The 24,273-nt window shown below is 67.2% G+C and carries 21 protein-coding genes; 13 read left to right on the plus strand and 8 right to left on the minus strand.

Annotation, left to right across the window (positions count from 1 at the left end; all coding sequences use genetic code 11):
• Positions 1 to 29: 29 nt before the first annotated feature.
• From IEY68_RS18460 to IEY68_RS18485, 6 genes are all read right to left on the minus strand, one after another.
• Positions 30 to 1,028, minus strand: a complete 999-nt coding sequence (locus IEY68_RS18460; protein ID WP_058853620.1) for an LLM class oxidoreductase — start codon at positions 1,026 to 1,028, stop codon at positions 30 to 32.
• Entirely contained in the window at positions 1,025 to 2,782 is a 1,758-nt protein-coding gene (locus tag IEY68_RS18465) for an ATP-binding cassette domain-containing protein (RefSeq protein ID WP_058853621.1), read from the minus strand. The genes IEY68_RS18460 and IEY68_RS18465 overlap by 4 nt, the downstream gene beginning before the upstream one ends.
• Positions 2,779 to 3,648 carry an ABC transporter permease gene (locus IEY68_RS18470; RefSeq protein WP_058853622.1) on the minus strand — a complete coding sequence of 290 codons (870 nt, stop codon included), beginning with the start codon at positions 3,646 to 3,648 and terminating at the stop codon, positions 2,779 to 2,781. The genes IEY68_RS18465 and IEY68_RS18470 overlap by 4 nt, the downstream gene beginning before the upstream one ends.
• The gene (locus tag IEY68_RS18475; protein WP_058853623.1) at positions 3,648 to 4,601 is read right to left on the minus strand and encodes an ABC transporter permease; all 954 of its coding nucleotides are present in this window, start codon (positions 4,599 to 4,601) and stop codon (positions 3,648 to 3,650) included. The genes IEY68_RS18470 and IEY68_RS18475 overlap by 1 nt, the downstream gene beginning before the upstream one ends.
• On the minus strand, positions 4,598 to 6,148 hold the full coding sequence (locus IEY68_RS18480) for an ABC transporter substrate-binding protein (RefSeq protein WP_058853624.1): 1,551 nt from the start codon (positions 6,146 to 6,148) through the stop codon (positions 4,598 to 4,600). The genes IEY68_RS18475 and IEY68_RS18480 overlap by 4 nt, the downstream gene beginning before the upstream one ends.
• Before the next feature lie 97 nt (positions 6,149 to 6,245).
• On the minus strand, positions 6,246 to 6,503 hold the full coding sequence (locus IEY68_RS18485; protein WP_058853625.1) for a dihydrodipicolinate synthase family protein: 258 nt from the start codon (positions 6,501 to 6,503) through the stop codon (positions 6,246 to 6,248).
• A 479-nt stretch (positions 6,504 to 6,982) separates the two neighbouring features.
• Between IEY68_RS18485 and IEY68_RS18490 the strand changes: the two genes are divergently transcribed.
• The 12 genes from IEY68_RS18490 (at position 6,983) to IEY68_RS18540 (ending at position 19,509) form a co-directional block, all read left to right on the plus strand.
• A complete protein-coding gene (locus IEY68_RS18490; protein WP_058853626.1) occupies positions 6,983 to 8,590 on the plus strand; it encodes an SMP-30/gluconolactonase/LRE family protein in 1,608 nt (535 codons plus the stop codon).
• Positions 8,591 to 8,597: 7 nt separating this feature from the next.
• On the plus strand, positions 8,598 to 9,446 hold the full coding sequence (locus IEY68_RS18495; protein ID WP_058853627.1) for an SDR family NAD(P)-dependent oxidoreductase: 849 nt from the start codon (positions 8,598 to 8,600) through the stop codon (positions 9,444 to 9,446).
• Positions 9,447 to 9,594: 148 nt separating this feature from the next.
• Positions 9,595 to 10,974 carry an aromatic ring-hydroxylating oxygenase subunit alpha gene (locus IEY68_RS18500; RefSeq protein ID WP_189094361.1) on the plus strand — a complete coding sequence of 460 codons (1,380 nt, stop codon included), beginning with the start codon at positions 9,595 to 9,597 and terminating at the stop codon, positions 10,972 to 10,974.
• Positions 10,975 to 11,016: 42 nt separating this feature from the next.
• Positions 11,017 to 12,840, plus strand: coding sequence for a flavin-containing monooxygenase (locus IEY68_RS18505; protein ID WP_058853629.1), 1,824 nt, complete (start codon positions 11,017 to 11,019; stop codon positions 12,838 to 12,840).
• 29 nt (positions 12,841 to 12,869) lie between these two features.
• Positions 12,870 to 13,784, plus strand: coding sequence for an SDR family NAD(P)-dependent oxidoreductase (locus tag IEY68_RS18510; protein ID WP_058853774.1), 915 nt, complete (start codon positions 12,870 to 12,872; stop codon positions 13,782 to 13,784).
• Positions 13,785 to 13,786: 2 nt separating this feature from the next.
• Positions 13,787 to 15,493: a thiamine pyrophosphate-binding protein gene (locus IEY68_RS18515; protein WP_058853630.1), complete on the plus strand. Its 1,707-nt coding sequence runs from the start codon at positions 13,787 to 13,789 to the stop codon at positions 15,491 to 15,493.
• Positions 15,493 to 16,929: an aldehyde dehydrogenase family protein gene (locus tag IEY68_RS18520; protein WP_058853775.1), complete on the plus strand. Its 1,437-nt coding sequence runs from the start codon at positions 15,493 to 15,495 to the stop codon at positions 16,927 to 16,929. Before IEY68_RS18515 ends, IEY68_RS18520 begins: the two co-directional genes overlap by 1 nt.
• Positions 16,930 to 16,933: 4 nt before the next feature.
• Positions 16,934 to 17,299 carry a nuclear transport factor 2 family protein gene (locus IEY68_RS18525; RefSeq protein WP_229718856.1) on the plus strand — a complete coding sequence of 122 codons (366 nt, stop codon included), beginning with the start codon at positions 16,934 to 16,936 and terminating at the stop codon, positions 17,297 to 17,299.
• Positions 17,275 to 17,397: a hypothetical protein gene (locus tag IEY68_RS36795; protein ID WP_267886552.1), complete on the plus strand. Its 123-nt coding sequence runs from the start codon at positions 17,275 to 17,277 to the stop codon at positions 17,395 to 17,397. Before IEY68_RS18525 ends, IEY68_RS36795 begins: the two co-directional genes overlap by 25 nt.
• A 150-nt stretch (positions 17,398 to 17,547) precedes the next feature.
• Positions 17,548 to 18,132 carry a carboxymuconolactone decarboxylase family protein gene (locus IEY68_RS18530; RefSeq protein ID WP_058853776.1) on the plus strand — a complete coding sequence of 195 codons (585 nt, stop codon included), beginning with the start codon at positions 17,548 to 17,550 and terminating at the stop codon, positions 18,130 to 18,132.
• A gap of 76 nt (positions 18,133 to 18,208) precedes the next feature.
• Complete coding sequence (locus IEY68_RS18535) at positions 18,209 to 18,610, plus strand: DUF427 domain-containing protein (RefSeq protein ID WP_058853631.1); 402 nt, start codon at positions 18,209 to 18,211, stop codon at positions 18,608 to 18,610.
• Positions 18,607 to 19,509 (plus strand): acyl-CoA thioesterase, encoded by a 903-nt coding sequence (locus IEY68_RS18540; RefSeq protein WP_058853632.1) that lies wholly within the window; start codon positions 18,607 to 18,609, stop codon positions 19,507 to 19,509. The genes IEY68_RS18535 and IEY68_RS18540 overlap by 4 nt, the downstream gene beginning before the upstream one ends.
• On the opposite strand, the gene IEY68_RS18545 is transcribed toward IEY68_RS18540, so the two are convergent.
• The gene (locus IEY68_RS18545; protein WP_058853633.1) at positions 19,510 to 20,313 is read right to left on the minus strand and encodes a FadR/GntR family transcriptional regulator; all 804 of its coding nucleotides are present in this window, start codon (positions 20,311 to 20,313) and stop codon (positions 19,510 to 19,512) included. It abuts the gene before it with no gap.
• Positions 20,314 to 20,436: 123 nt separating this feature from the next.
• On the minus strand, positions 20,437 to 21,747 hold the full coding sequence (locus tag IEY68_RS18550; protein WP_062998638.1) for a TerD family protein: 1,311 nt from the start codon (positions 21,745 to 21,747) through the stop codon (positions 20,437 to 20,439).
• A 323-nt stretch (positions 21,748 to 22,070) separates the two neighbouring features.
• Here IEY68_RS18550 and IEY68_RS18555 point away from each other — a divergent pair, with 323 nt between their 5' ends.
• Positions 22,071 to 24,215 (plus strand): hypothetical protein, encoded by a 2,145-nt coding sequence (locus IEY68_RS18555; RefSeq protein ID WP_189094362.1) that lies wholly within the window; start codon positions 22,071 to 22,073, stop codon positions 24,213 to 24,215.
• The last annotated feature ends 58 nt before the right edge of the window (positions 24,216 to 24,273 follow it).

Raw genomic sequence — 24,273 nt, forward strand, 5'->3', positions numbered from 1 at the left:
TTCGGTAGGTGGGATCGGGGGCGCGGTGGTCAGCGGTAAACGTTGGCGGAGGGGGTGGTGAACGCCGCCGGGGCGGCGGACAGCAGGTCGGCGGGTGGCGACAGGGCGAGTGAGTCCCGCAAGGTCGTGCGGCCGGGCGGAACCGCTTCGGGAAACCGGACCGCGAGATCGGTGTGCAACAGGGATGCCGCGGTCTCGGCGGGTGTGCCGCCGGCCGTGGTACGCAGCAGGAGCCCGTGGGCGCCGGCGGTGAGTAGTCCGGCCGCCTCATCGAGGTTCTGGATCGATGCCTCGGCCAGCGCCCGGCCCGGGATCTCGGTGGCAGTGGCGACCGCGGCCCGATCCGGCAGTCCGCCCAGTACGGCGAAATCGCCGGGACCGCGGAATCGGGCCCGCGGATCGGTTCCGTACCGGCCCAGTACCGGTGTGCCCTGGAGCGAGGTGGGAATGCTCAGCGGCCCGGCCGTTCTGGTGGCGCCACGATGGTCGACCCGCCGGATGCGGTCGGAACGCACCAGGATCCCGGAGTCCTTGTCGCCGACGATGCTGTCGAGCGGCCAACTCTGCCACAGCTCGACGACCGCGCGGGCGGTATCCGCCGTGGTCTCGGCCCCCAGCTCGGCGTCCGCTCCCAGACCGGCACCGCTCCAGGCGTTCTCGGTGCGCCCCCGGGAATCGCGACTGCCGAGCAGCACCCCGGACCTACCGCCGGTGAGATGGTCCAGCGACAGCGCGCGCCGGGCGAGGTTGTAGGGGAGATCGATATGGGCGGCCGCGGCGAAGACCACCGCGGGACCACCGTGTGTCGCCAGCGCGGTGGCCAGGACGCTGGGATCGAGATCGCCGGCCGCCGGGGTGAGTCCGGCGGCGGCGCCCACCAGCCGATCGATCCCGATCACCGTGAACGCGGCCCGATGGCGTGACCATGCCGCCCGCAGTCCCGGATCGCCGAGGACCGCGGTGGCTTCGGCGGTGGTCAGCGCCGTGGCGATGGTGGGAGTGTGCGCATCCGAATGCGGAGAGGTCATGGGAGCTGTGCTTTCCTGGTACCGAGGTCGGCCTGGAGCAGGGCCCGGGTCGCGGGGGATCGGGTGCTGTCGTTGAGATGTTCGGTGGGGAATTCGTCGACCAGCCGGCCGTCCGACATCACCCCGATCCGATCGCTCACCCATTCCACGAGACCGAGATCGTGACCGATGAACACACAGGTCAGGTTCAATCGCTCCCGTAGGTCGAGCAGTAGGTCGATGATCTCGGCCTGGGTGGAGACATCCAGTGAGGAGGTCGGTTCGTCGAGGATGAGCAGATCGGGTTCGAGGGCGAGTGCGCGCGCCATCCCGACCCGCTGCGCCTGGCCGCCGGAGAGGGCGTGCGGATAGCGATCGGCGAATCCGCTGGGCAGGCCGACGAGTTCGAGAGCCCGGGCCACCGCGTCGGCCGCGGCTTTCCGGTTCGGCGCCCTGCCGAACCGGCGCAGCGGCCGGGCGATCTGTTCGCCGACGCGGATACCGGGATTGAGCGAGCCCACCGGGTCCTGGAAGACGTACTGCAACCGGGACCGCAGCGCTCGCAATGCCGACGGCCGGACACCGACGAGCGAGCTCCCGTCGAATACGACCGAACCGGAGGTGGCGGGCAGTAATCCGCCGATCACCCGGCCGAGGGTGGACTTACCGGAGCCCGACGGTCCGATCAGGCCGTAGATCTCACCGGGCTGTACTGCGAGCGAGATATCGTCCACCGCCAGGAGTTCACGTCTGGCGAGCCCGGTGCCGAAACCGCCGACGGTGAATTTCTTGGTGACCGTCTCCAGCCGCAGCAGCGGTTCGACGGCGCTGTCCGGTGCGGGCGGCGCGGATCGTCGCGGTGCGGGTTCGGTGGACGACAGCCGCCGCGTTCCGTGCCAGGACGACAGTGTGGCCCGTTTGCCCAGCCGCGGTACCGCGGCGAGCAGGCGCCGGGTGTACGGGTGCGCGGGAGCGGTGAGCACGGTATCGCGGGGTCCCTGTTCGACGACCCGGCCCTGCGCGAGCACCGCCACGGTATCGGCCATATGCGCGACCACATCGAAATCGTGGGTGATCAGCAGCAGCGACGACCCGGTGGCCCGGGTGACATCGCGCAACAGATCCAGGATCTGGCGCTGGACCACGGTATCGAGCGCGGTGGTGGGCTCGTCGGCGATGAGGACGGCCGGTTCGGACAGTGCGGCCAGCGCCAGCGCGACCCGCTGACGCATACCGCCGCTGAGTTCGTGCGGGTAGGCGCCCAGCACCCGCTCCGGTGCGTCGAATCCGACCTTCGTGAGCCACTCTGTTGCCAGTTCCCGGCGCGCGGCGCGCGGGCTGCCGGGCCGGTGCCGGGTCAGCACCTCGTCGAGCTGGGCGGAGATCCGGTGCGCGGGATCGAGTGCGCCGAGCGGGTTCTGGAACACCATGCCGATACCCGAGCCGCGATAGGCGGCGAGCCGGCGTTCCGGTAGCGCGGTCAGGTCGACCGGCGACCGCGTCCCGTGCCGGAATCGCACCGCTCCGCCGGTGATACGGGCCGTACGGGGTAGCAGGCCGATGATCGCGGCGGCGGTGAGACTCTTGCCCGAGCCGGATTCACCGACCAGGGCGAGTACCTCGCCGGCGGTGAGGGCGAAGGAGATTCCGGAGACCGTCGGGCTGCCGGTTTCGTCCCCGGGGAACGCGATGCTCAGATCCGCGACCTCCAGGACCACCGCGGCCGCGGCCTCGGACTGTGCTGCGCGGGCACTGCGCGCGGAAACCGCGGTCATCGGCCGTCTCCTCGGTTTCGCGGGCTCGCCAGATCGTGCAGGCCGTCCCCGAGCCAGTTGAAGGCCAGGGCGACGAGCACGACGGTCAGGCCCGGGATCAGCGCCACGTACATATGCCCGGAGAGCACGACTTTGGCGCCGGAAGCGATCATCTGCCCCCAGTCCGGGGTCGGTGGTTGGACACCGATACCCACCGCGCTCAGGCTCGCGGAGAACACCACCATGGTCGCGACCAGACCGGTGGCGTAGACGACGATCTGACCCGTCACATTGGGCAGCACTTCGCGCACCATCAGTGCCCAGCGGGTCGCGCCCAGTGCGGTCGCGGCTTCGACGTACTCACGTCTCGTATGCTGTTTGACCTCGGTGAACACCACCCGGGTCACGTAGGGGACGACATAGAACACAATCGCCACCACCACAACGGGCGCACCGGGACTCAGCACCGCGGCCAGTGCGACCGCGACGAGGATCACCGGGAAGGCGAACAGCATGTCCACCAGTCGCATGACCACGCCGCTGATCCGGGGCCCCGCGAAACCGGCGAGCAGCGCCGCGACGGACCCGGCGACCGTGGCACCTGCCACCGAGAGGACGGCCAGTAGCAGTGAGGTGCGGCCACCCCACAGCAGCCTGCTCAGCAGATCCCGGCCCAGATCGTCGGTGCCCAGCAGATGCCCGGAGCTACCCGGGGGGAGGAATTTGGCAGACGGATCGGTCGCCAGCGGATCGTAGGGGGCGAGCAGGGGTGCGAACAGTGATACGAGCACCACGACGCCGATGAGGACACCGGCGGCCACGAGTTGGGCACTGTGCCTGCGGCGGGTGGGCCCGGAGATGGAAGCACGGGGCAGTGCGAGAACCATCACGCCCCCCGCAAACGTGGATCGAGGGCGTCGACGATCACGTCGGTGATCAGATTTACCAGCAGATAACACAGCGCGACCAGCACGATTCCGCCCTGGATCACCGGATAGTCCTTGCCGTTGACGGCATTGACGAGCTGGGTGCCGATACCGGGCCAGTTGAACACGATCTCGACGAAGAACACGCCGGTGATCAGGGTGCCGATCTCGAGCCCGGTGACATTGACGATGCTCGGTGCGATATTGCGAAAGATATTGCGGCGGTAGACCGTACGCAGCGGTACACCCTGTGACCGGAATGTGCGGACGTAGTCGGTGGCCGCCTCGCGGATAACTCCGATCCGCACGAAACGAGCCAGTACCAGCATGGAGATCAGCGCGGCCGAGACCGCGGGCAGGACCAGATGCTCGAGCAGATCCCCGAATCCGCCGCCGCCCCGCGATTGCATACCACCGACCGGGAGCCAGCCCAGCTGGAGGGAGAACACGCTGATCAGTACGAGCCCGAACCAGTACACCGAGAGATTGCTGCCGATCTGGGCGAGCAGCATCACCGCACGGTCGATCCAGGTGCCGTGAAAGATTCCGGCCACCGCCCCGATGAGGGTGCCGAACACCACACAGACGAATGCCCCCGCCACGGTGAGTATCAGCGTGTTGAGGAAAGGCGGCACCAGCATGTCGAAGACCGGCGTGCCCAGCGTCAGCGACAGGCCGCCGCCGTCGGCGACGAGGTTCTTCAGCCAGACGAAGTACTGCTCCCACAGGGGCCGGTCGAGACCGTAGGTCGCGCGCAGTTCGTCGAGCTGTTCGGGGGTGAACCGCGACGCGAACTGGGCCTCCACCGGATCACCCGGGGTCAGTACCCCGAGCAGGAACGCGAGAATCGACACCAGGAACAGAATCGGCGTCACGTTGAGTACGCGGAACCCGATATGGCGCAACTGCTTCATCGGGAACCGGACAGCCAGACCGGTGCCAGGTCGTACCAGTTCGTGGACGCGTAGACGAAACCTTCCACGTTCGGACCGGTCGCGTAGTAGCGGTTCAGGTTGACCGCCGGGATCACCAGCGCGTTCGTGCGCAGTTTCTCCTCGGCCTGCTGCCACAGCCGGATCCGCGTATCCGGATCGGAATTGCGCAGCGCGGTCTCGATGGCACCCGTCACCTCGGGATATTTCGCCGGATCGAGTCCGCGGTTCTTCAGGCCGTTGTACCCGTTGTACAGCCATTCGGCATTCGTCTCACCGAACTCGTCGATGCTCAGGCCGTCACCGGGTTGCGGGTTGTAGACCCGCGCCGAATAGTTGACCCGGTCCAGGCTCACGATGTCGACCTCGACCCCGATGCCCTTCAGGTGGGCCTGCAGCCACTGCCCGAGATTCTCGTTGGCCACGTCGACGACGAGGTTGAAGCGCAGCTGTCCCGGGCCGTAACCGGCTTCGGTGAGCAGTTGCCCGGCGCGCTCCGGGTCGTAGCCGAAATCGCGGACCGCCGGATCGTAGGCCTCGTTACCGGGCGGCAGGAACGAGTACTGCGGTGACGCGTAGCCGTTGTAGACCTCTTTCGCCAGCGCTTCGCGGTCGAGGCCGTGGATGAGCGCTTTGCGTACCCGGTCGTCTTCGAAGACGGGATTGCGGCGATTGAAGGAGAAATACACCAGTTCGGCCGCGGTGCCCGGGGGTACGTCGAATCCGGCGTTCTCCAGTGATTCCACATCGTCGGGCGGAACGTAGCTGATCAGGTCCACTTCGCCGTTGAGCAGCGAGGCCACGCGGGTCTGATTGTTGGGGATGACGCGGAAGGTCAGCGTGTCCAGCCGGGGCCGTGGCCCCCAGTAGTTCGGGTTGCGCTGCAATACGATCCGGTCACCGATCGCGCGGGAGTCGAAGCGGTACGGCCCGGTGCCCTCGGGATGCTGGGCGAATTCGTCGTTGCCGTACTTCTCCCAGACCGCCGGATTTCCGACGGGCACGGTGTACATCGACTGGGCGAGGATTCGCGGGAAACCGAGGAACGGTTTGTCGAAGACGAAGGTGTACGCGTGGTCGCCGGTGGGCCGGGCGTCTTCGAGATTGCCGAACCACACTTTCACCCGGCCGGCGCTCTCCTCGTCGAAGAATTCGTAGGAGCGGTCCCACACCCGGCGGACGTTCTTGTGCAACGCGGCCGCGTCGAACGGCGAGCCGTCGTGGAAGGTGACCCCCTCGCGTAGCTGGAAGGTCCAGACGCGGCCGTCGTCACTGTGGTCCCACTTCGTGGCGAGTACGGGTTGCAGTCCCGGCACGCCCGAGTTCGTGGTCAGATCTTCGCCGACGAGGGGCTCGAAGATATGGCGTGAGACGCGGTAGGTCTCCCAGTACACCTGCCGGTGCGGGTCCAGCCCGCGCGGTTCGAGGTACAGGCCGGTGATGAACTCGCCGCCATCGACCGGTAGGCCGTTGTCGTTCCCGCCCGAGCAGCCGGTGAGGAGTACCAGGGCGGCGATACCGATCGCCATGATCGCACTGCGCTTTTTTCTTCGCACTTCAGTCGCACACTTTCCGTCCGGCAACGAACCCTCCGACCACGCAAGGTATCCCGGTGCGCGCCAGTGTTCACGGCATGAAATCAGCGCGATTCCTTTTCGGAACCGCGTCGCGGAGCCGAGCCGGCCTCGCCGTGCTGATCGATTCGAGGTCGCCGACGCCGTCTTCGAACCCGATCAGGTTCGGGCAGGTGTCGGTCAGGATGACCAGCGTTTCCGGTGTGTATTTCGCATTCGCCCGGCTGTACAGCACGACGGCCAGCGAGGTGGATTCGCAGACTGCGCGCACATGAGCCATCAGACCACCGGCGGACTGCCGCGCGAACAACCCGGCCGACTTCCGGCGGCGTCAAGGATTGCTCGGCGGCCGAATGGCGGCAACTCCACCTGGTCTGCTGTCCATGTCTCCGTCGTGGATGCGGCCGGCCGGGGCTTCTGCTGAGTGTCGCTGCGATGAGCGCGAGTGCCGGCGCTGGTCAACGGTCGGTGCCGCCGTTGCGCAGGATGCCGGACCCGGGCTCGAGGGCGCTCTGCCGACTGTCTACGGCACGGTGGCGGATCCGGCCGAACTGCGCCTTTCTTTATTGGAGAATGTTATTCTCTTTTGTGTGTCTCCGGTGGCTCCCGAGGGGCTCGCCTGGATGTCGAAAGCGTTCATGATCATGCGGATACCGCATGCTCGCAGCTATCCTTACAAAGATTGCAATACTTATTGCGCTTGACTGGATGGGGCGTTAGATTCCTTACAAGTCCTCGACATCGAGGCGGATCAGCGCTATCGGCCGGGTCGGTTGGGAGTCAGTCGGAATGTTGCAGCAAGGGGCCCGCTTTCAGGGCGGCCGAGCGATCGGGCTCGCGGCGGGCTGGAGTCAGCGCCGGGTCACCGCGCCCAGCAGGCTCTTCGGCGCCAACGGGTTGCGGACCGGACCCGACGGCCGGATCTATATCGCCCAGGTGACCGGTAGCCAGATCAGCGCACTCGATATCGATACCGGTGCAATCGAAACCGTCAGCGCCAAGGGCGGCGATATCGTCGCGCCCGACGATTGCGCCTTCCATCCGGACGGCACCCTCTACGCCACCGAGGTGATGGACGGCCGGGTCAGCGCCCGGCACCTCGACGGCACCACCCGGTTGCTGCGCGCGGATCTGCCCAGCGCCAACGGCATCACGGTGTATCAGGGCCGGTTGTTCGTGAACGAGTGCCGGCCGGGTGGGCGGCTCATGGAACTCCCGCTCGACGGCGGTGCCCCCCGCATCCTGGTGGAGAGTATCGAACAGCCCAATGCCATGGAGGTCGGGCCGGACGGACTCCTCTACTACCCGGTGATGGGTACCAACGAGATCTGGCGTATCCATCCCGACGGTGGCGAACCCGAACGCGTGGCGGGCGATCTCGGAGTACCCGACTCGGTGAAGTTCGACTCGGACGGTTTCATCGTCTCCACCCAGGTGGCGTCGGGTCAGGTGCTGCGGATCAACCCGCGCAGCGGGGAGAAGACCCTGCTGGCCCAGCTGAACCCCGGCCTGGACAACTGCACGCTGGTGGACGGGCGTCTGTTCGTCTCCAACTTCACCGGTGAGATCACCGAGATCCTCGCGGGTGGCGAAACGCGCACCACCTTGCCCGGCGGGCTGAACTGGCCGCTGGATCTGACCGTCGGCCCCGACGGCACTCTCTTCGTCGCCGACGGCACCTATTTCTATGCCGTGGGCGCGGACGGGCTGGAAACCCAGGGCATGCTCTTCAGTCCGGGCTACCCGGGATTCACCCGCGGCGTGACCGCTACCGGGCCGGGCGAATTCGTCGTCGCCACCGCGGGTGGGCAGATCGCCCGCTGGCGGCCGGCCACCGGGGAATGCGAGTTTCTGGCCGGTGCGCAAACCCCGTTCGATCAGCTCTACGGCGTCGAGGTCGGCCCCGGCGGGCTGATCGTGACCACCGAGTTCGGCACCGGACGCGTACTGGGGGTGCACAGCGGGGGCAGCGTCGATGTGCTCGCCTCGGGGCTGCGCAAACCGCTCGGCGTGGCGTTCACCGGCGGCGGCACCCTGCTGGTGGCCGAATCCGGTGCGGGCCGGGTCGTCTCGGTCACCCCGGCCGGGGTGGACACGGTTGTCGACGGACTCGAGATTCCGCAGGGCATCCTGGTGCGCGGCTCGCAGCTGCTGGTAGTCGATTCCGGCGCCAAGAATCTGGTCTCCATCGACCTGGAGACGAAGGCGCGCGAGGTCCTGGCCTGGAACCTGCCGGTCGGCGCACCGCCGGGAGTCACACCGAAACCGCTGCTGGGTATGCCGCCGTTCTCGGGCCCGCAGGGGCCGTTCGCGGGTATCACCGCGAGCGCCGACGGCACGGTCTACCTGGCCGCCGACGCCGAGGGCAGTGTGCTCGCGTTCCGGAAGGACGGGTGAGGAATCCATGACGAACGACTTCTTCGGGCTGGACGGACGCGTGGTGATCGTGTCCGGCGCGGGTGGCGGCGGGATCGGCACCGCGGTGACCAGGCTGGTCGCCCGCGCCGGAGCCACCGTGCTCGGGGTGAGCCGGGGCGCCGAGAATCTCGCGAAGCATGTGGAACCCCTTGCGGGGGAGGGCCTGAAGGTGATTCCGGTGCAGGCCGACGCCGCCACCGACGAGGGAGTCGCGACTGTCCTGGAAGCGGCCCGGCAGGCCGAGGGCGATCTCTACGGCCTGGTGAACATCGCCGGGGGCGCCGCGCCCGCCACCTGGATGCCCGCCACCCGGGTGACGCGCGCCGACTGGCGGGCCCTGTTCCACCAGAACCTGGAATCCATGTTCTTCATGAGCCAGGCCGTGGCCGCCGAGATCAAGGGGGAGGGCCGGACGACGGGATCCATCGTCTCGCTGTCGTCCATCAGCGGGATGAACACCGCGCCGTTCCATATCGCCTACGGCACCGCGAAAGCGGCGCTGGTGGCGGCGACCCGCACACTCGCGGTCGAGCTGGCGCTCAGCGATATTCGGGTGAACGCCATTGCGCCCGGCGTCACCGAGACCCCCGCCTCGGGTACCTATGTGGACACCGATCCCGAACGCGACCGAACCGCCATCGCCATGGGCCGGCGCGGTCGTCCCGACGAGCAGGCCGGCGCGGTGCTGTTCCTGCTCTCCCAGCTGTCGTCCTATATCACCGGGCAGACGCTCCTGGTCGACGGCGGGCTGAATCTGAAATGGACCCATCTGGGCGCCGACAACACCTCGCTGTTCCTGAAGGACGAGGGTTTCCGCGCCGCCATCACCAGCTGACCGAAATGAACCGCACAGACACCGACTGTCCCCGCACCCGGGGTGGGAGAACGCCATGAGCGAGCGTAGCGAGCGATCAATGGACACAGCCGAGCCCTCGCTCGTGCCGGAGCGAAGCGGAGGCATGAGCGAGCGTAGCGAGCGATCAATGGACACAGCCGAGACCGTCGACGATATCGCCACGAACACCGAACCGCTGTCCGCGCCGATGACGATCGGAGTGGAGGCCTATCTCAGTCCCGACTATGTGAAGGCCGAACGCGACAAACTGTGGCGCAAGGTCTGGCAGCAGGTCGGGCGGGTCGAGGAGGTCCCCCGGGTGGGCGACTACCTCACCTACGAGATCCTCGACGATTCACTGATCATCGTGCGCACAGCTCCGGACAAGATCCGGGCCTACCACAATGTGTGCGCCCACCGCGGCCGCCGGTTGGTCGACACTCCACCGGGTGAGCGCAACGCCAAGGGGCAGAAGAAACAGTTCGTCTGTGGATTCCACGGCTGGCGCTACGACCTCGAGGGCCGCAACACCTTCGTGCCCGAACGCGCGGACTGGCCGTGCGGTCTCACCGAGGGCCGGGACGGACTCGTCGATGTGCACGTCGACACCTGGGGCGGCTGGATCTTCGTCCACCTGGACCCGAATCCGGCCGAAACCCTGCGCGAATACCTGGAACCCGCGGCCACATTGCTCAATCCGTTCCAGCTGGAGAACATGCGCTACCGGTGGCGGCGGTGGCTGGTGTTCGACTGCAACTGGAAGGTCGCGCTCGAGGCCTTCATGGAGACCTACCACGTCCCCTACACCCATCCGGAGTTCATGAACTTCGGCATGTTCCTGGGCTGGGCGCGGGCCCAGGGTAAACACAGCAATATCGGCTACGACGCGCCGAAGGGCCAGGAGGAGAGCCAGGGCAAGATCCGCCTCGGCCACGGCCCCGACGCCCGGAAATCCACCATCGAACTACAGAACTTCACCTGGGAGAACGCCAACACCAACACCACCTGGACCATGGTGGAGGCGGCGCGTCGGCTCGTCGACGAACTGCCCGAGGGCACTCCGGGGCCGGAGGTGATGGCGCACTGGCTGGCGTCGGCGCGGGCCGACGACGAGAAGCGCGGGGTCGTCTGGCCGACCGTCACCCCGGCCGATGTCGCGGCGGCCGGTACGGCCTGGCAGATCTTCCCGAACTTCCAGATCGGGCACGCGGTGAACAATATGCTCTGCTACAGCGCGCGTCCCTACGGCTACGACCCGGATAAATGCATTTTCGAGGCGGCGGTCTACGAGCTGTTCCCCGAGGGCGAGGCGCCGGAAACGGAGTGGATCCATACTCCGGAGGGCGATCCGGCCTGGCGGACGGTCCTGCCGCAGGACTTCGACAATATGGCCGCGGTGCAGCAGGGCATGAAGACCCTGGGCTTCTCCGGTCCGAAACCGAATCCTTATCGCGAGCGCAGTGTCGTGAACCTGCACCACAACCTCGCGAAGTACATGGGCACCGGCGCACCGCGTGACCTCACCTGACTCCGGCGCCGCCGGCCCGATCCACCCCACCGAGGAATCCGAATGAACAACTGCGCACCCACGCAGACCCCCGAGATCGACCATGCCGCGCTACGGGCCAAGTACCTGGCCGAACGCGATAAGCGGCTGCGGCCGGAGGGGCAGCAGCAGTATGTGGCGTCCGAGGACGGGTTCACCGACTTCTTCGAAGGCGATCCCTACACGCCGGTGACGCCCCGGGAGCCGCTGTCGGAGGAGATCGATGTCGCGGTCCTCGGCGGCGGCTGGGCCGGGCTCACCGCGGGCGCGCGGCTGGTCCAGGCCGGGGTCGAGGATTTCCGGGTCATCGAACTCGCCGGCGATTTCGGTGGTGCCTGGTACTGGAACCGGTACCCGGGTATCCAATGTGATTCCGACGCTTACTGTTACCTGCCGCTGCTGGAGGAGACCGGGTACATCCCGACCCAGAAATACGCCTACGGCGACGAGTGTTTCGAGCACGCGCAGCGGATCGGTAAGCACTTCGGACTGTACGAGAAGGCGATCTTCTCCACGATGGTGAAATCCCTGGAATGGGACGAAGCCATCGAACGGTGGCGGATCGGCACCAATCGGGACGACGATATCCGCGCCCGGTTCGTGATGATGGCGCAGGGACCGTTCAACAAACCGAAACTGCCGGGTATCCCGGGGCTGAACGATTTCACCGGCCATACGTTTCATTCCGCCCGCTGGGACTACGCCTACACCGGCGGCGATATGCGGGGCGGGCTCACCGGACTGGAGGACAAGAAGGTCGCGGTGATCGGCACCGGCGCCAGTGGTATCCAGGTGATCCCGCATATCGCGCGGTCCGCCGAACATCTCTATGTCTTCCAGCGCACCCCGTCCTATATCAACGAGCGCGGTAACGTCCCCACCGACCCGGAATGGGTGACATCGCTCCAGCCGGGCTGGCAGTTGCAGCGCCGCCGTAATTTCCACACCGCCGCGTTCGAGGCGTTCGCCCCCGGCCAGCCGGATCTGGTGTGCGACGGCTGGACCGAGGTCAGCCGCAATGTCCAGTCCTATCTCGACGAGAACAATCTCTGGGCGGAGGTCACGCCGGAGAAGTTCGTCGAGATCCGGGAGAACCAGGATTACCGGGCGATGGAACGGGTCCGGCAGCGGGTGGACGAGATCGTCACGGACCCGGAAACCGCCGCGGCGCTCAAACCGTATTACCGGTTCCTGTGCAAACGGCCCTGTTTCAACGACGAATACCTGCCGACCTACAACCGGGACAATGTGACCCTGGTCGATGTCTCGGCGACCAAGGGCGTCGAACGGATCACCGCGAAGGGGATCATCGCCGCCGGGGTCGAACACGAGGTCGACTGCATCATCTTCGCCAGCGGATTCGAGATCACCACGGAGCTGGACCGCCGCTACGGTATCCACCCGTTCGCCGGCCGCGGCGGGCTCTCGCTCTACGAGCACTGGGCGAACGGCTACCGCACCCTGCACGGACTCACCAGCAACGGATTCCCGAATCTGTTCTTCACCGGGTTCCTCCAGGGCGGTATCACCGCCAGCACCACCGATATGTTCGATCAGCAGGCCACCCACGCCGCCTACATCATCGGCGAGGCACTGGACCGGGGCGCGCGCACAGTGGAACCGACCACCGAGGCGGTGGACAGCTGGTGCGCCACCATCCGGGAAACCGCGGTCGACAACAGCAATTTCCAGCGTGAATGCACTCCCGGTTACTACAACAACGAGGGCGAGCAGAACATCCGCTCGCATCTCGGCGAACCGTACTGGCCGGGTTTCTACGCACTCGAGGACATCCTGCAGAGCTGGCGTGCGACCGGTGACCTGGAGGGTCTGGCACTCGGCGAATGACAGGCCGCGGCGAAGGGTCAGGAGAAGCGTTGTCCGAGAAGCGGTTCGACGGCGAGGTCGCGGTGGTCACCGGGGCCGGTCGCGGCCTGGGCCGGGCGTATGCCCTGCTGCTGGCCGCCCGGGGCGCCCGGGTGGTGGTGAACGATGTGGGCGGCGGTATCCCGGGCGGGGACAGCGATATCGGGGTCGCCGGGGCGGTGGCCGCGGAGATCGTGGCCGCCGGTGGGCAGGCGGTCGCCGATGCCCATTCGGTGGCCACCCCGGGCGGCGGCCGGGCGATCGTGGATACCGCGCTCGACACCTACGGCCGTATCGACGCCCTCGTCCACAATGCGGGCAATGTGCGCTATGCCCCGCTCACCGAAATGAGTTACGAGGATTTCGATTCCGTCCTCGATGTGCACCTGCGCGGTGCGTTCCATGTCGTCCGCGCCGCCTTTCCGGTGATGCGGGAGGCCGGATACGGCCGGGTCGTGCTGACCTCCTCCATCGGCGGTCTGTACGGCAACCAGAACGTCGCCAACTACGCCGTCGCCAAGGCGGGGGTGATCGGGCTGTCGAATGTGGTGGCGCTCGAGGGTGCCGAATTCGGGGTGAAATCGAATGTGATCGTGCCCGCGGCGGTGACCCGGCTGGCCGACGGACTCGACACCTCGAAATATCCGCCGATGGAACCGGAACTCGTGGCGCCGGCGGTCGGCTGGCTGGCACACGAATCCTGTTCGGTCAGCGGCGAAATGCTCGTGGCGCTGGCGGGCCGGGTGGCGCGGGCCTATATCGCGGAGACCCCCGGGGTGTATCAGCCGGAGTGGTCGATCGAGGACGTCGGGGCCCGAATCGACGAAATACGTGACATCAAGGATTCATGGTTGCTGCCGGTCGTTCCGTCGGCCCACAGCGACCATATCGGCCGGAGTTTCGCAATGGCCATGGGAGGTAAGTGAGTATGGCGGTCAAAGTCTACGAACGGATTCTGGATCTCTTCGAAGCCGAAGGTATCAATACTCTCTTCGGTATCCCGGACCCGAATTTCGTGCACCTGTTCCACCTCGCCGACGAACGCGGCTGGAATGTGGTGTCCCCGCACCATGAGGAATCGGCGGGGTTCATGGCCGAGGCCGTCTCCCGGATGACCGGAAAAGCCGCGCTGTGCATCGGCACTCTCGGACCCGGTGTGGCCAATCTCGCGGGCGCCATGATGTGCGCCAAGGTCGAGAATTCTCCGGTGATCTTCCTCGGCGGGCAGCGTGCCCGGATCACCGAGCAGCGGGTGCGCCGCGGCCGGATCCAGTTCGTGAAACAGTCCGGCCTGTTCGAGCCCTCGGTGAAGTACGCGGCCAGTATCGAATACGCCGACCAGACCGACGAAATCATCCGCGAGGGTCTGCGCAAAGCGCTGAACGGAACCCCCGGCCCGGTGTACATCGAATACCCCTCCCATGTGATCCAGGAGGAACTCGACGTCCCCGCGCCGCTTCCGCCGGAGCGTTATCGGCTGGTCGGGCAGACTGCCGGCCAGGACAGAGTGGACGCGGCCGCCGACCTCGTCCGGCAGGCGAAGCAGCCGATTCTGCTGGTCGGACACGGTGTGCACACCGCGCGGGCCGGTGCCTCGGTGAAGGCCCTGGCCGATCTCATGGCCTGCCCCGTCATCCAGACCTCCGGCGGCACCTCGTTCATCGAAGGACTCGAGGACCGCACCTTCCCCTACGGCTTCTCACCCTCGGCGGTGGACGCCGTCGTGAAATCGGATCTGTGCCTGGCTATCGGTACCGAACTCGGCGAACCCGTGCACTACGGGCGCGGCCGGCACTGGGTGGCCGGGGAGGACGAGCGGAAATGGATCCTGGTCGAACAGGACCCCACCGCGATCGGTGTCAACCGGCCGATCGATGTACCGCTGGTCGGCGATCTGCGCGCGATCGTTCCGCAGCTCGCCGAGGCTCTGAAGAACACCCCGCGCACCGCGACCCCCGAACTCGCGCAGTGGATCGAACAGGACGCCTCCCGCCTCGCCGAACTCGCCGAGAACGCGCCGTCGGGTAGTACGCCGGTGCATCCCGCCCGCTTGGTCGTGGAGGCCACCAAGGATTTCCCGGCCGACGGGATCCTGGTCCGCGACGGCGGGGCGACCACGATCTTCGGCTGGACCTACACCCAGTGCAAACCACATGATGTGATCTGGAACCAGAACTTCGGCCACCTCGGGACCGGCCTGCCCTACGCCGTGGGCGCCTCGGTCGCCGACGGCGGGAAACGGCCGGTTCTGATGATCACCGGTGACTCCTCCTTCCAGTTTCAGATCGCCGAGCTGGAAACCGCTGCGCGACTGAGCCTTCCGCTGGTCTGCGTGGTCGCTGTCGACTACGCGTGGGGACTCGAGGTCGGCGTCTACAAGCGCACCTTCGGCCAGGGCTCCCGCGAGACCGCGGTGCACTGGAGCAAGGACACCCGGCTGGACAAGGTCGCCGAGGGTTTCGGCTGCTACGGCGAATACGTCGAAACCGACGCCGAGATCGCGCCCGCCATCAAACGCGCCTTTGCCAGCGGGAAGCCGGGCGTGATCCATGTCGCGGTGGATCCGAAGGCGAACTCCGAGGAAATGCCCAGCTACGACGAGTTCCGCACCTGGTACGCGGAAGGGATGCAGTGATGCGCGAATACCTGAAGTTCTATATCGACGGCCGGTGGGTCGACCCCGCGGCGGACCGGACCTTCGAGGTGATCAATCCCGCGACCGAAGAGGTGTGCGGCCGGATTGCCGCCGGGTCGGCCGCGGATGTGGACGCCGCCGTGGCCGCTGCCCGGGAGGCGTTCCCGGGCTGGGCCGCGACTTCGGTCGCCGAACGGCTCGACCTGTTCGGCGCCATCGGTGCGGAATACCAGAAGCGCACCGGGGATCTGGCCGCCGCGCTCACCGAGGAGATGGGCGCCCCGAGTGGCCTGGCCGGCGGATTCCAGGTGGATCTCGTGATCGGGCACCTCCAGAAGGCCGCCGAGGTGCTGCGTAACTTCCGCTTCGAGGAACAGCGCGGCGCGACTCTACTGGTGAAAGAACCCATCGGGGTGTGCGGTCTCATCACGCCGTGGAACTGGCCGATGGCGCTCATCGCGGTCAAGGTGTTCCCCGCCCTGGCCACCGGCTGCACCATGGTGCTCAAACCGTCCGAACGGTCCCCGTTCACCGGTCAGATCTTCACCGAGGTCCTCGACGCGGCCGGTCTGCCCGCCGGGGTGTTCAACCTGGTGCAGGGCGACGGCCCCAGCGTCGGTGTACCGCTGTCCGGGCACCCCGGCGTGGATATGATCTCGTTCACCGGCTCCACCCGGGCCGGTATCGATATCGCCCGCAACGCGGCCCCCACCGTGAAACGGGTGGCCCAGGAACTCGGCGGCAAGGGACCCAACATCATCCTCGACGACGAGGATCTCGCCACCAATGTCGGTCAGGGCGTGGCCGATATGATGGGCAACTCCGGCCAGACCTGTAGCGCGCCGTCGCGGATGCTGGTCCCCGCCGCCCGGATGGAAGAAGCTGTGGCCGCCGCGCGGGCGGCCACCGAGGGCATCACCGTCGGCGACCCCACCGGTGATGTCGCCATCGGGCCGGTGGTCGCGGGGTCACAGTTCGACCGTGTCCAGGCACTCATCCAGAAGGGCATAGACGAGGGCGCCACCGTTGTCGCCGGCGGGCCCGGCCGGCCCGACGGTCTCGACAAGGGTTTCTATGTCAAACCCACGGTGTTCGCGGATGTCACCAACGATATGACCATCGCGCGCGAGGAGATCTTCGGCCCGGTGCTGGTGATCATCGGCTACGACAGCGTCGATGACGCTGTCGGTATCGCCAACGACACCGAATACGGCCTGGCCGGATTCGTCGCGGGTCGCGATCTGGATCGGGCCCGGGAAGTCGCCCGGCGGCTGCGGGCCGGATCGATCGCGATCAACGGCGGCTTCGATTTCTCCGCCCCGTTCGGCGGTTACAAGAAGAGCGGGAACGGGCGCGAATGGGGTGAGGCCGGTTTCGAGGAGTACCTGGAGCTCAAGGGCATCCTCGGGTACGCACCCGACGTGGCCGAGGCATAGGGGGATGGACAGATTCGATCGCGCGCTGTTCCTGTCGGCGTTCCAGCCGGACGCGGTCATCGCCGCCGGAGCCTTCGTCGGCGGGCCCGGCGAACTCTACGAGTGGGCGGCGGCGATGCACGAACAGGGACAGTCGGCCACCCAGCACAACCTGCTCAACCACACCTGCGATATCGACGGCGATACCGCGCACACCGAAACGTACTACCTGTTCGCCGCCCGCAACCGGGACGAGACCAACTGGTGGCCGGCGGCCGGTACCTCGACCGGCTGGAGCGGCAGGACAGAGCGTGGCGGATCGCGTTGCGCACCAATGTCGTCGAATGGTCCGGAACGATCCCGACCATGCCTCTTCCGTTCGCCGGGGTAGCAGACCTGTTCGCCAACGGCACGCCCGCGCGCAGTGGTGACGACCCGTCCTACACGCGCCCGCTGCGCAATCTGCGGCCACGCAACATCCCGAGCTGAATCGGCTGTCCGGGCCCCACCGAGTACCGCCCTGCCCCGCCGTACCGCGCCGGGATCGGATACGCAGGTGAGAAATCGGGTCGCGGGCAATGAGCCGGGACGGTGCCGTGAATATCCGAACACGGCCGTGACATCGAGAAGGAGATGGAAATGGAGCGGATATCCCCGCTGAACCCCCGAGAATGGCCGGCGGAACTCCGGGCTTTTTTCGCCGACTTCCGGTCCCGGGTGCACCACGGCGGCCCCGCACCGGCGAATACGCAGTCCGGGATCAACCTGCTGGGTACGCTGGCCCGTTATCCGGCGCTCACGATGGCCTTTCTACCCTTCAACGGGCATTTCCTCTACGGCACGAAACTCACCGACCGGCAACGGGAACTACTCGTTCTGCGGGTCGCGAATCTCTGGGACAGCGAATACGAATGGGCCCAGCACGTGGTGCTCGGCGGTAACGCGGGACTCACCGACGACGAGATCGCCCGTATCGCGGCCGGTCCCGACGCCGACGGCTGGACACCGGCGGAGGCCGCGCTGCTGCGGGCCGCCGACGACCTGCGCGGCACCGGAGCGGTCGGTGACAGCACCTGGCAGGCGCTCGCCGAGACGTCCGACGAACAACAACTGATGGACATAGTCTTCACCGTGGGCACCTACGCGATGCTGGCCATGGCTCTGCGCTCTTTCGGGGTTCGTCCCGAACCCGGCCTGACCCCGCATCTTCCGGTGCCCCGATGAGTCCGGCGCACCGGAGTTCGGTATCTCGCGGCGTGGACCCGGTCGTGCACCGCAGCAGCGAAGATTCGGAGCAGTGATGAGCGAAGCACCCGTCCCGTCCGGCTACCAGCAGCGTCCCGACTACCGGGTGGACCTGCTCGCCCGCACCAACGTGATGACCGCGACTCTCGAGTCGCGGCGGTTGGCTTCCAGCGACGCCTGTCTGGTGGTGGACGAACAGGATCACGGTCTGGTCGTGTACTTCCCGCGCGATTCGGTGGACCTGACCCAGCTCGAGGCCGTCGACCTGCACACCGTGTGCCCGTTCAAGGGTGAGGCGTCCTATTGGACCGTGCCCGGCGGCGATCGGCCCTGGATCGCCTGGACCTACCCGCACCCGCACCCGCCGGTCGCGCGGCTCGCGGGCTACATCGCGTTCGACCAGAGCGTTGTCGCCGTGACGATCGGCGCCGGCCGCTACACGGGGGTCCGATCATGAGCGACCGGGCCACCCCGGAACCCGCCGAAATCCCCGAGTCCTCGATGGCGCGGATGGTCGCGATCTTCGATATGCGAGCCGATCCCGCCGTACCCGCGCACTTCCTCGGTGAGAGCGACGGCGGGACCCGAAGAGTGGTGGACGGTAGCCAGATCCTCGGACAGAGCATCGTCGCCGCGGCCCGGGCCCTGCCCGGCCGGGCGGTCCGCACCGCGCACGCGTTGTTCGTCTCCGCCGCCGATCCCGATATCCCGCTCGACTTCACCGTCACACCGATCAGGGCCGGCCGCAGTTTCGCCAGTGCCACGGTCACCGTCCGGCAGGAGCTGAAGATCCGGACGAGTTGCACGGTGCTGCTGGATTCCCCGCAACCGGATCTGGTGCGCCGGGACGCGCCCGCCGGGCTGCCGGTCGCCGGGCCCGGAACCGCTGGGCCGGAAGCGAGCCTGGCACTGCCCGGGCGTGAGGTCCGGATCATCGACTGTGCCGATATCAACGACCCGGACGAGGTGGGACCGCCGGTGGTCGACGCATGGCTGCGCTACGACGAGGTCCCCGCCGCCGATGAGCTCCGGCGCGCCGTACTCGCCCATTTCACCGGCCATCTCGGGATCTCCACCGCACTGCGGCCGCACGCGGGTCTCGGTACTGCGCAGGCCCACCACACCCTGTCGACCGCGCCCATGGGTATCGGTGTCACCTTCCACGACCCGGTGAAATGGGACGGGTGGTTGCGTTATCACCACGAGGCGACCTTCGTCGGTGCGGGGAGTGCGCATATCCGCGGTCAGATCAGCACCGCCGCCGGCTCGCTGATCGCGTCGTTCACGCAAGACGCCATGATCCGTGCGTTCGACAGCGGGCCGGTCGAGGAGATACCGAGCGCGGCCCGGCTGTGATCAGCGGCGGCCCTGGCCGGAGCGGATCGCCTGCTGGGCCAGGGTCGACGACGCGTTGACGATACCGTCGTCGAACCGGTCCAGCAGCAGTGACTGGGTGGCGGCGAGATGGGCGCACGCCATGTGCTCGGCCGCCGAGGCCTGACCCGACGCAATATCGTCCACGATCTTCTGGTGGGTGCGGACCGCGGCCCGGGCCTGCTCCGGCGACGGGTACTCGCCGCGTCCGGTCAGGACTTCGGCCCACGCCTCCTCCTGGGCCGACCACAGGGTGACCAGGCTGCTCACCACATACCGGACTGTCGCGTTCGGTGTGAACGACACCACCAGATCGTGGAACTCGCGGGCGGTCTGGGTGAACGCCACACCGTCGTCGATCAGGTCCATGGATTTCTCGACGTTCGCGCTGAGCGCCGGGACGACGGCCTCGAGCCGGTCCTCGCGGCGCGCGCATTCCGCGGCACACATCGGCTCGAGCATCTGTAGTCCGGTGGCCAGATCCCGCAGTGTCACCTGGCCCCCTTGCAACGCGAGGCCGAGATGATAGGCGGCCGACGTCTCATCGGGCCGGTGTACCTCCGCGCCGCCGACGTTCCCGCGCCGCACGGTGACCAGACCCTCGGTTTCCAGGATCCGGATGGCTTCCCGGATCGAGGGGTAGGAGACGCCGAACTCCTGGACCAGTTGATCCTGGGTCGGCAGCCGGTAATCGTCGGTGCTGTTGAGGATCCGGGTCCGCAATTCGGACGCCACGGTCTGGGCCACCCGATGCTGGGTGACCCGACCCCGCCGCGGGGCCGTCACGAGGGCCGCTCCCGATCGCAAAGATGCACCATAGCGGGGAGTTTATCAGTGAACATGTTAGTTCTTAAAAGATTATAAAGGTTGTAAAGATAGATAACCGGGGCGTCATACGCCGTGAGGTGTTCAGGTGTCGTCCCGCTTGAACTGATTCACCGGCCCCTTGTCCATCCATACCTCGACCCGTCCGTCGGGGTGCAGGATCGCGGCGGGCCGATGCTCGGAGAACCGCCGGCTGTAGAGCTCCAGTCGCTCGATGAGCACGCCCTCGGGACGGTTGTAGACGATGCCCGGTACGCAGGTGAAGATCCAGCTGGACTTCTTCGCCTGGTCGGCGGGGATCGACACACTGTCGGCACCGTTCTCGATCGACAGTGTCACCCGGTACTTGTGGAACGAACCCGTGCCGTTGTTGATCGCCGAATACGCCACCGGGATCACCGCGAGGATCTCCGGTGCGAGCCGTACCTCGATGACCTCCTCGGTCTGGCCGCCGCCGCGCTGCACATCACCGCGGCCCCGGTCGCCCAGATGGCGCACCAGATCGCTGTGCCGGGGGTTCGCCGGAATGCCGGCGGCCGGGAAGGTCGCGACGTGTACGACATTGCCGTCCGACAGGACGACGAGGGCGTAGGCCTCGTAGTCGGCACCGCTGGCCCACGCCACACGCAGCCGGACCAGCGGGGCCTTCTCGAGCAGCACCGGCGGCGCGCCCTTCGTGAGGGTCACAGCGCCCTTGGTGAAATTCACCCCTGGTGTCGAAGGCCGAGCGTGGGCCTCCGGGACGGCGCGGAGAGGCGGCGCGGCGTGCGATCCGGGAGCGGCCGGAGGCGGCGTCGGCGCGGCGGGCGGGGCCCACTGCTGAGGTGGCGCCGGAACGAACGGGATGGGCGGCGGCGCGGAGCGGGGGGACCCCGGCGCCGCCGATGAGGCGTTCGGCACCGATGGTGCGTCCGGTGCGTCGTCCACGGTGATGCCGAAATCGGTGGCCAGCCCCGCCAGGCCGGTCGCGTAGCCCTGCCCCACATTCCGGATCTTCCATGCGCCGCTCCGGCGGTACACCTCCGCCAGAACGACGGTGGTCTCGGTGCCGAGGCCGGTGATGGGCAGGTCGTAGCCCTCGCCGGGCTGTTCGTCGATCCGTACGTTCAGCGCGAGGCCGCCGAAGGTCCCCGAGTCCACGGAGGCGGAGACCACGAACTTGTCGGTATCCGGCGCGACTCCCGGCAGATCGATCTCGACCACACCGTCGATCAGCCGGACGGCGCCGTCGGGCGAGACGGGCTGGTTGTAGAAAACGAAATCCTCATCACCGCCGACCTTGCCGTTCGTCCGCAGACACAGGACGGTCAGGTCGATGGCGGCGGGGGTAGCGGAGACTCGCAACCGCCCACCCGTAACGCTGACGTTGCCGCCTTTACTGATCACTCGGGACATCTGCACTCCGGCGCGCTCGACTCGGTTGTCCCGTCCAGCCTAGGGCCGGCTGTCCCTCCTGGAGCCGGGTCGGGCCGGTGAGGACCGGCCGGCGCCGGCGCATGTCTCCATTACCCGTTCCGTGTCCGGTTGACCGGACAACCTTTTCCACCACGGAGAATTCATTCCTTGCCGTCGCGAATCCGAAATGGATAATCCATCGGTACGTCGAATCCGGTGCAGATAGTGGAAAAGAGTATTCATATGGTGTCATTTCTTCTCGGACGTTGACCGGGGTGGGACCGGAAGCCTCGTCGTTTCGCGGGCGACTCTCTTCTGCGAGTATGTGGTTGCGGCGCGGGAAGTATTGCGTGGCAGCGTTATACGGAATTCTCGTATTTCCCGGGGGGATCGGCGCGGTGGCGGTGGCCGCGGAACCGGGGCAGACGGAGCGCTCGATCTCCCGGGTGGACGGTTTGTCCTGGACAGGGGTGGTCGACTCGGGTGGCGTCCCGCTGGCCGACTACTCGTTCCTGGTCGATCGGGGTGGGCTGTCGGACCCCGGCGGCACTGTCCTGTGGACGCTGCTCGGCCTGGAATTCGTCGGTTACATGGTTATCGTGACCACGGCTATATGGTTCATCGGATATGCCTTGGGTTTCGAGTGGATGGAATTCTTCTCGGCCGCCTTTCGCGGTGTGGCGGAAGCGATTTCCCGACAGCTCGCCGATCCGGTGATATCGATCACCGCGGCGACGCTCGGCGCATTTGTAGTGGCGTGGTTCATAATTCGCGGCAGCCCGGCACGCGCGGCGCGGCAAATTGTGACCATGGCCGCAGTGGCGGTGTTCGGCGGACTTCTGCTGTTCGGTCCGGTGCCGAATCCACTGTCCGCCGACGGGTGGCTGGCTCAGGGACGTAACGTAGGTATCGCGGTCGCGGCGGGGCTGAACGGTTCGGACCCCGACCCGGATCGACTCGTCGAGACGCTCTCGGCGAACATGTCCGACGATTTCGCCCGCAATCCCGTACAGGTATGGAATTTCGGGCATGTCCTCGACGACCGGTGCGGCGCGGTGTGGAACGAAGGTGTCGCCGGTGGTGAGGTCGACGGCCTGCGCGCGGATATCGCGGGCTGTGGTGACACTGCCGCCGCCGAGCGGATCGCCCACCCCACGACAGGTCAGCTCGGTATCGGTGTGCTCCTGCTGTTGTGCGGCGCTGTCCTGCTGGTCTTCGCCGTCGTCCTGGCCGGTCTCGTGGTCCGGTGCGCACTGGACTCGATCTACCACGGGATACTGGCGATCTTCGGGTTCGCCGCCGGTGGCTACATCTACGGGCCGACCCAGACCTTCCTGGTCCGCAATATCGTCACCTGTGTTTTCGCGGCGGTCCGGATGTGCGCTTTCACGGTGTTCCTCGGCATCTACCTGCTGTTTCTGGGGAATCTGTTCCACCAGGCGCCGGGGCAGGTGGTCGCCGTGATCGTGATCACCGCACTCGTCGAGATCGTCGCGATCTCGCAGATATTCCGGCTCCGTCGTGGTCTGGCCCGGGGCTCGGGGCAGGTGACCGAGTGGATCGGCGCGGCGCTGCGCGGCCGCTCGACGCCGGGGTCCGGGGGCGGAGGGGGTGGTGGCCTATCCGCGGGCCGGTCCGAACCCGGTGTCCTCGGAGCACTCGGCGCGCTGAACACGCTCGACAATTCACCGCTGGTGGCCTGGGTGGCGGCCGGGACCGTGCGCCCGTTCGACCCGCTCGCCCGGGGACAGCGGAAGGTGCAACTCGGGCTCATCGCCTCCAGCGCGAGCATGGCGGAGTCCTTCCGCTGGGGCCATCTGGCACGCCACAACTGGCGACTGGTCGCCCTCCGGGAAGCAGAACGGTTCGGCGGCGTCCGCAGCGAGATGGGGGTCGCCCGGACACTCAAGATGATGCGCGACAACCGGATCCCGGATTCCCAGCTGGCACCGGTGCTGCGCGCGATCGGCGCGCCCGATCACCTGGTCGCCGGCGCGCTGGAGGCATTCGCCGTACAGGAGGCGACCAGATCGCAGGGGCCGTACGGATTTCTGCCCCTGCAGAAGACGGTGGCGGCGGCCTTCGCGGCGAACCATTGGGCCGGTGAACCCGGTGCGCGGGCATTCGCGGCGCAGGCCGTGGTCGCGGCGGAGGGTTTCGCGCGGCACAGCAACGAGCCCGCCGCGAACGCCGTTCTGGACCAGGATTTCATCCGGCGGGTCGAGCAGAACTGGGATTCCGGGCGCGCGCTGCGCGCCGCGATCACACCCGGCGAGTGGAACTCGGTGGGTCGCGATACCCGCTGGTCGATCGGTAGCCGGCTGTCGGCGGCGCATCTCGCCACAGCGCAGGAGCATTACGACAACCCGACGAAGTCCAACCGCGACCGGCTCCTGCGCTCGGCGATGCGGGTGGCGAACCTGGATCACATCGGGCCCGCGGAAGGATTGGATCCGTGGCAATCTTGACCGGCCTCGGCCCCGTATCGGCGCGCGCCCGTCACTCATGGCCGCGCCGGGTTTCGGC

The organism is Nocardia jinanensis (assembly GCF_014645735.1).
Classification (GTDB): domain Bacteria; phylum Actinomycetota; class Actinomycetes; order Mycobacteriales; family Mycobacteriaceae; genus Nocardia; species Nocardia jinanensis.

What these genes read in the sequence shown, in the direction of transcription:
- IEY68_RS18470 (WP_058853622.1), bottom strand. Translation starts at nt 3,648, where the DNA reads ATGGTTCTCGCACTGCCCCGTGCTTCCATCTCCGGGCCCACCCGCCGC.
- IEY68_RS18490 (WP_058853626.1), top strand. Translation starts at nt 6,983, where the DNA reads ATGTTGCAGCAAGGGGCCCGCTTTCAGGGCGGCCGAGCGATCGGGCTC.
- IEY68_RS18530 (WP_058853776.1), top strand. Translation starts at nt 17,548, where the DNA reads ATGGAGCGGATATCCCCGCTGAACCCCCGAGAATGGCCGGCGGAACTC.
- IEY68_RS18480 (WP_058853624.1), bottom strand. Translation starts at nt 6,148, where the DNA reads ATGGCGATCGGTATCGCCGCCCTGGTACTCCTCACCGGCTGCTCGGGC.
- IEY68_RS18525 (WP_229718856.1), top strand. Translation starts at nt 16,934, where the DNA reads ATGGACAGATTCGATCGCGCGCTGTTCCTGTCGGCGTTCCAGCCGGAC.
- IEY68_RS18495 (WP_058853627.1), top strand. Translation starts at nt 8,598, where the DNA reads ATGACGAACGACTTCTTCGGGCTGGACGGACGCGTGGTGATCGTGTCC.
- IEY68_RS18520 (WP_058853775.1), top strand. Translation starts at nt 15,493, where the DNA reads ATGCGCGAATACCTGAAGTTCTATATCGACGGCCGGTGGGTCGACCCC.
- IEY68_RS36795 (WP_267886552.1), top strand. Translation starts at nt 17,275, where the DNA reads ATGCCTCTTCCGTTCGCCGGGGTAGCAGACCTGTTCGCCAACGGCACG.
- IEY68_RS18465 (WP_058853621.1), bottom strand. Translation starts at nt 2,782, where the DNA reads ATGACCGCGGTTTCCGCGCGCAGTGCCCGCGCAGCACAGTCCGAGGCC.
- IEY68_RS18515 (WP_058853630.1), top strand. Translation starts at nt 13,787, where the DNA reads ATGGCGGTCAAAGTCTACGAACGGATTCTGGATCTCTTCGAAGCCGAA.
- IEY68_RS18500 (WP_189094361.1), top strand. Translation starts at nt 9,595, where the DNA reads ATGGACACAGCCGAGACCGTCGACGATATCGCCACGAACACCGAACCG.
- IEY68_RS18540 (WP_058853632.1), top strand. Translation starts at nt 18,607, where the DNA reads ATGAGCGACCGGGCCACCCCGGAACCCGCCGAAATCCCCGAGTCCTCG.
- IEY68_RS18555 (WP_189094362.1), top strand. Translation starts at nt 22,071, where the DNA reads ATGTGGTTGCGGCGCGGGAAGTATTGCGTGGCAGCGTTATACGGAATT.
- IEY68_RS18550 (WP_062998638.1), bottom strand. Translation starts at nt 21,747, where the DNA reads ATGTCCCGAGTGATCAGTAAAGGCGGCAACGTCAGCGTTACGGGTGGG.
- IEY68_RS18475 (WP_058853623.1), bottom strand. Translation starts at nt 4,601, where the DNA reads ATGAAGCAGTTGCGCCATATCGGGTTCCGCGTACTCAACGTGACGCCG.
- IEY68_RS18535 (WP_058853631.1), top strand. Translation starts at nt 18,209, where the DNA reads ATGAGCGAAGCACCCGTCCCGTCCGGCTACCAGCAGCGTCCCGACTAC.
- IEY68_RS18460 (WP_058853620.1), bottom strand. Translation starts at nt 1,028, where the DNA reads ATGACCTCTCCGCATTCGGATGCGCACACTCCCACCATCGCCACGGCG.
- IEY68_RS18505 (WP_058853629.1), top strand. Translation starts at nt 11,017, where the DNA reads ATGAACAACTGCGCACCCACGCAGACCCCCGAGATCGACCATGCCGCG.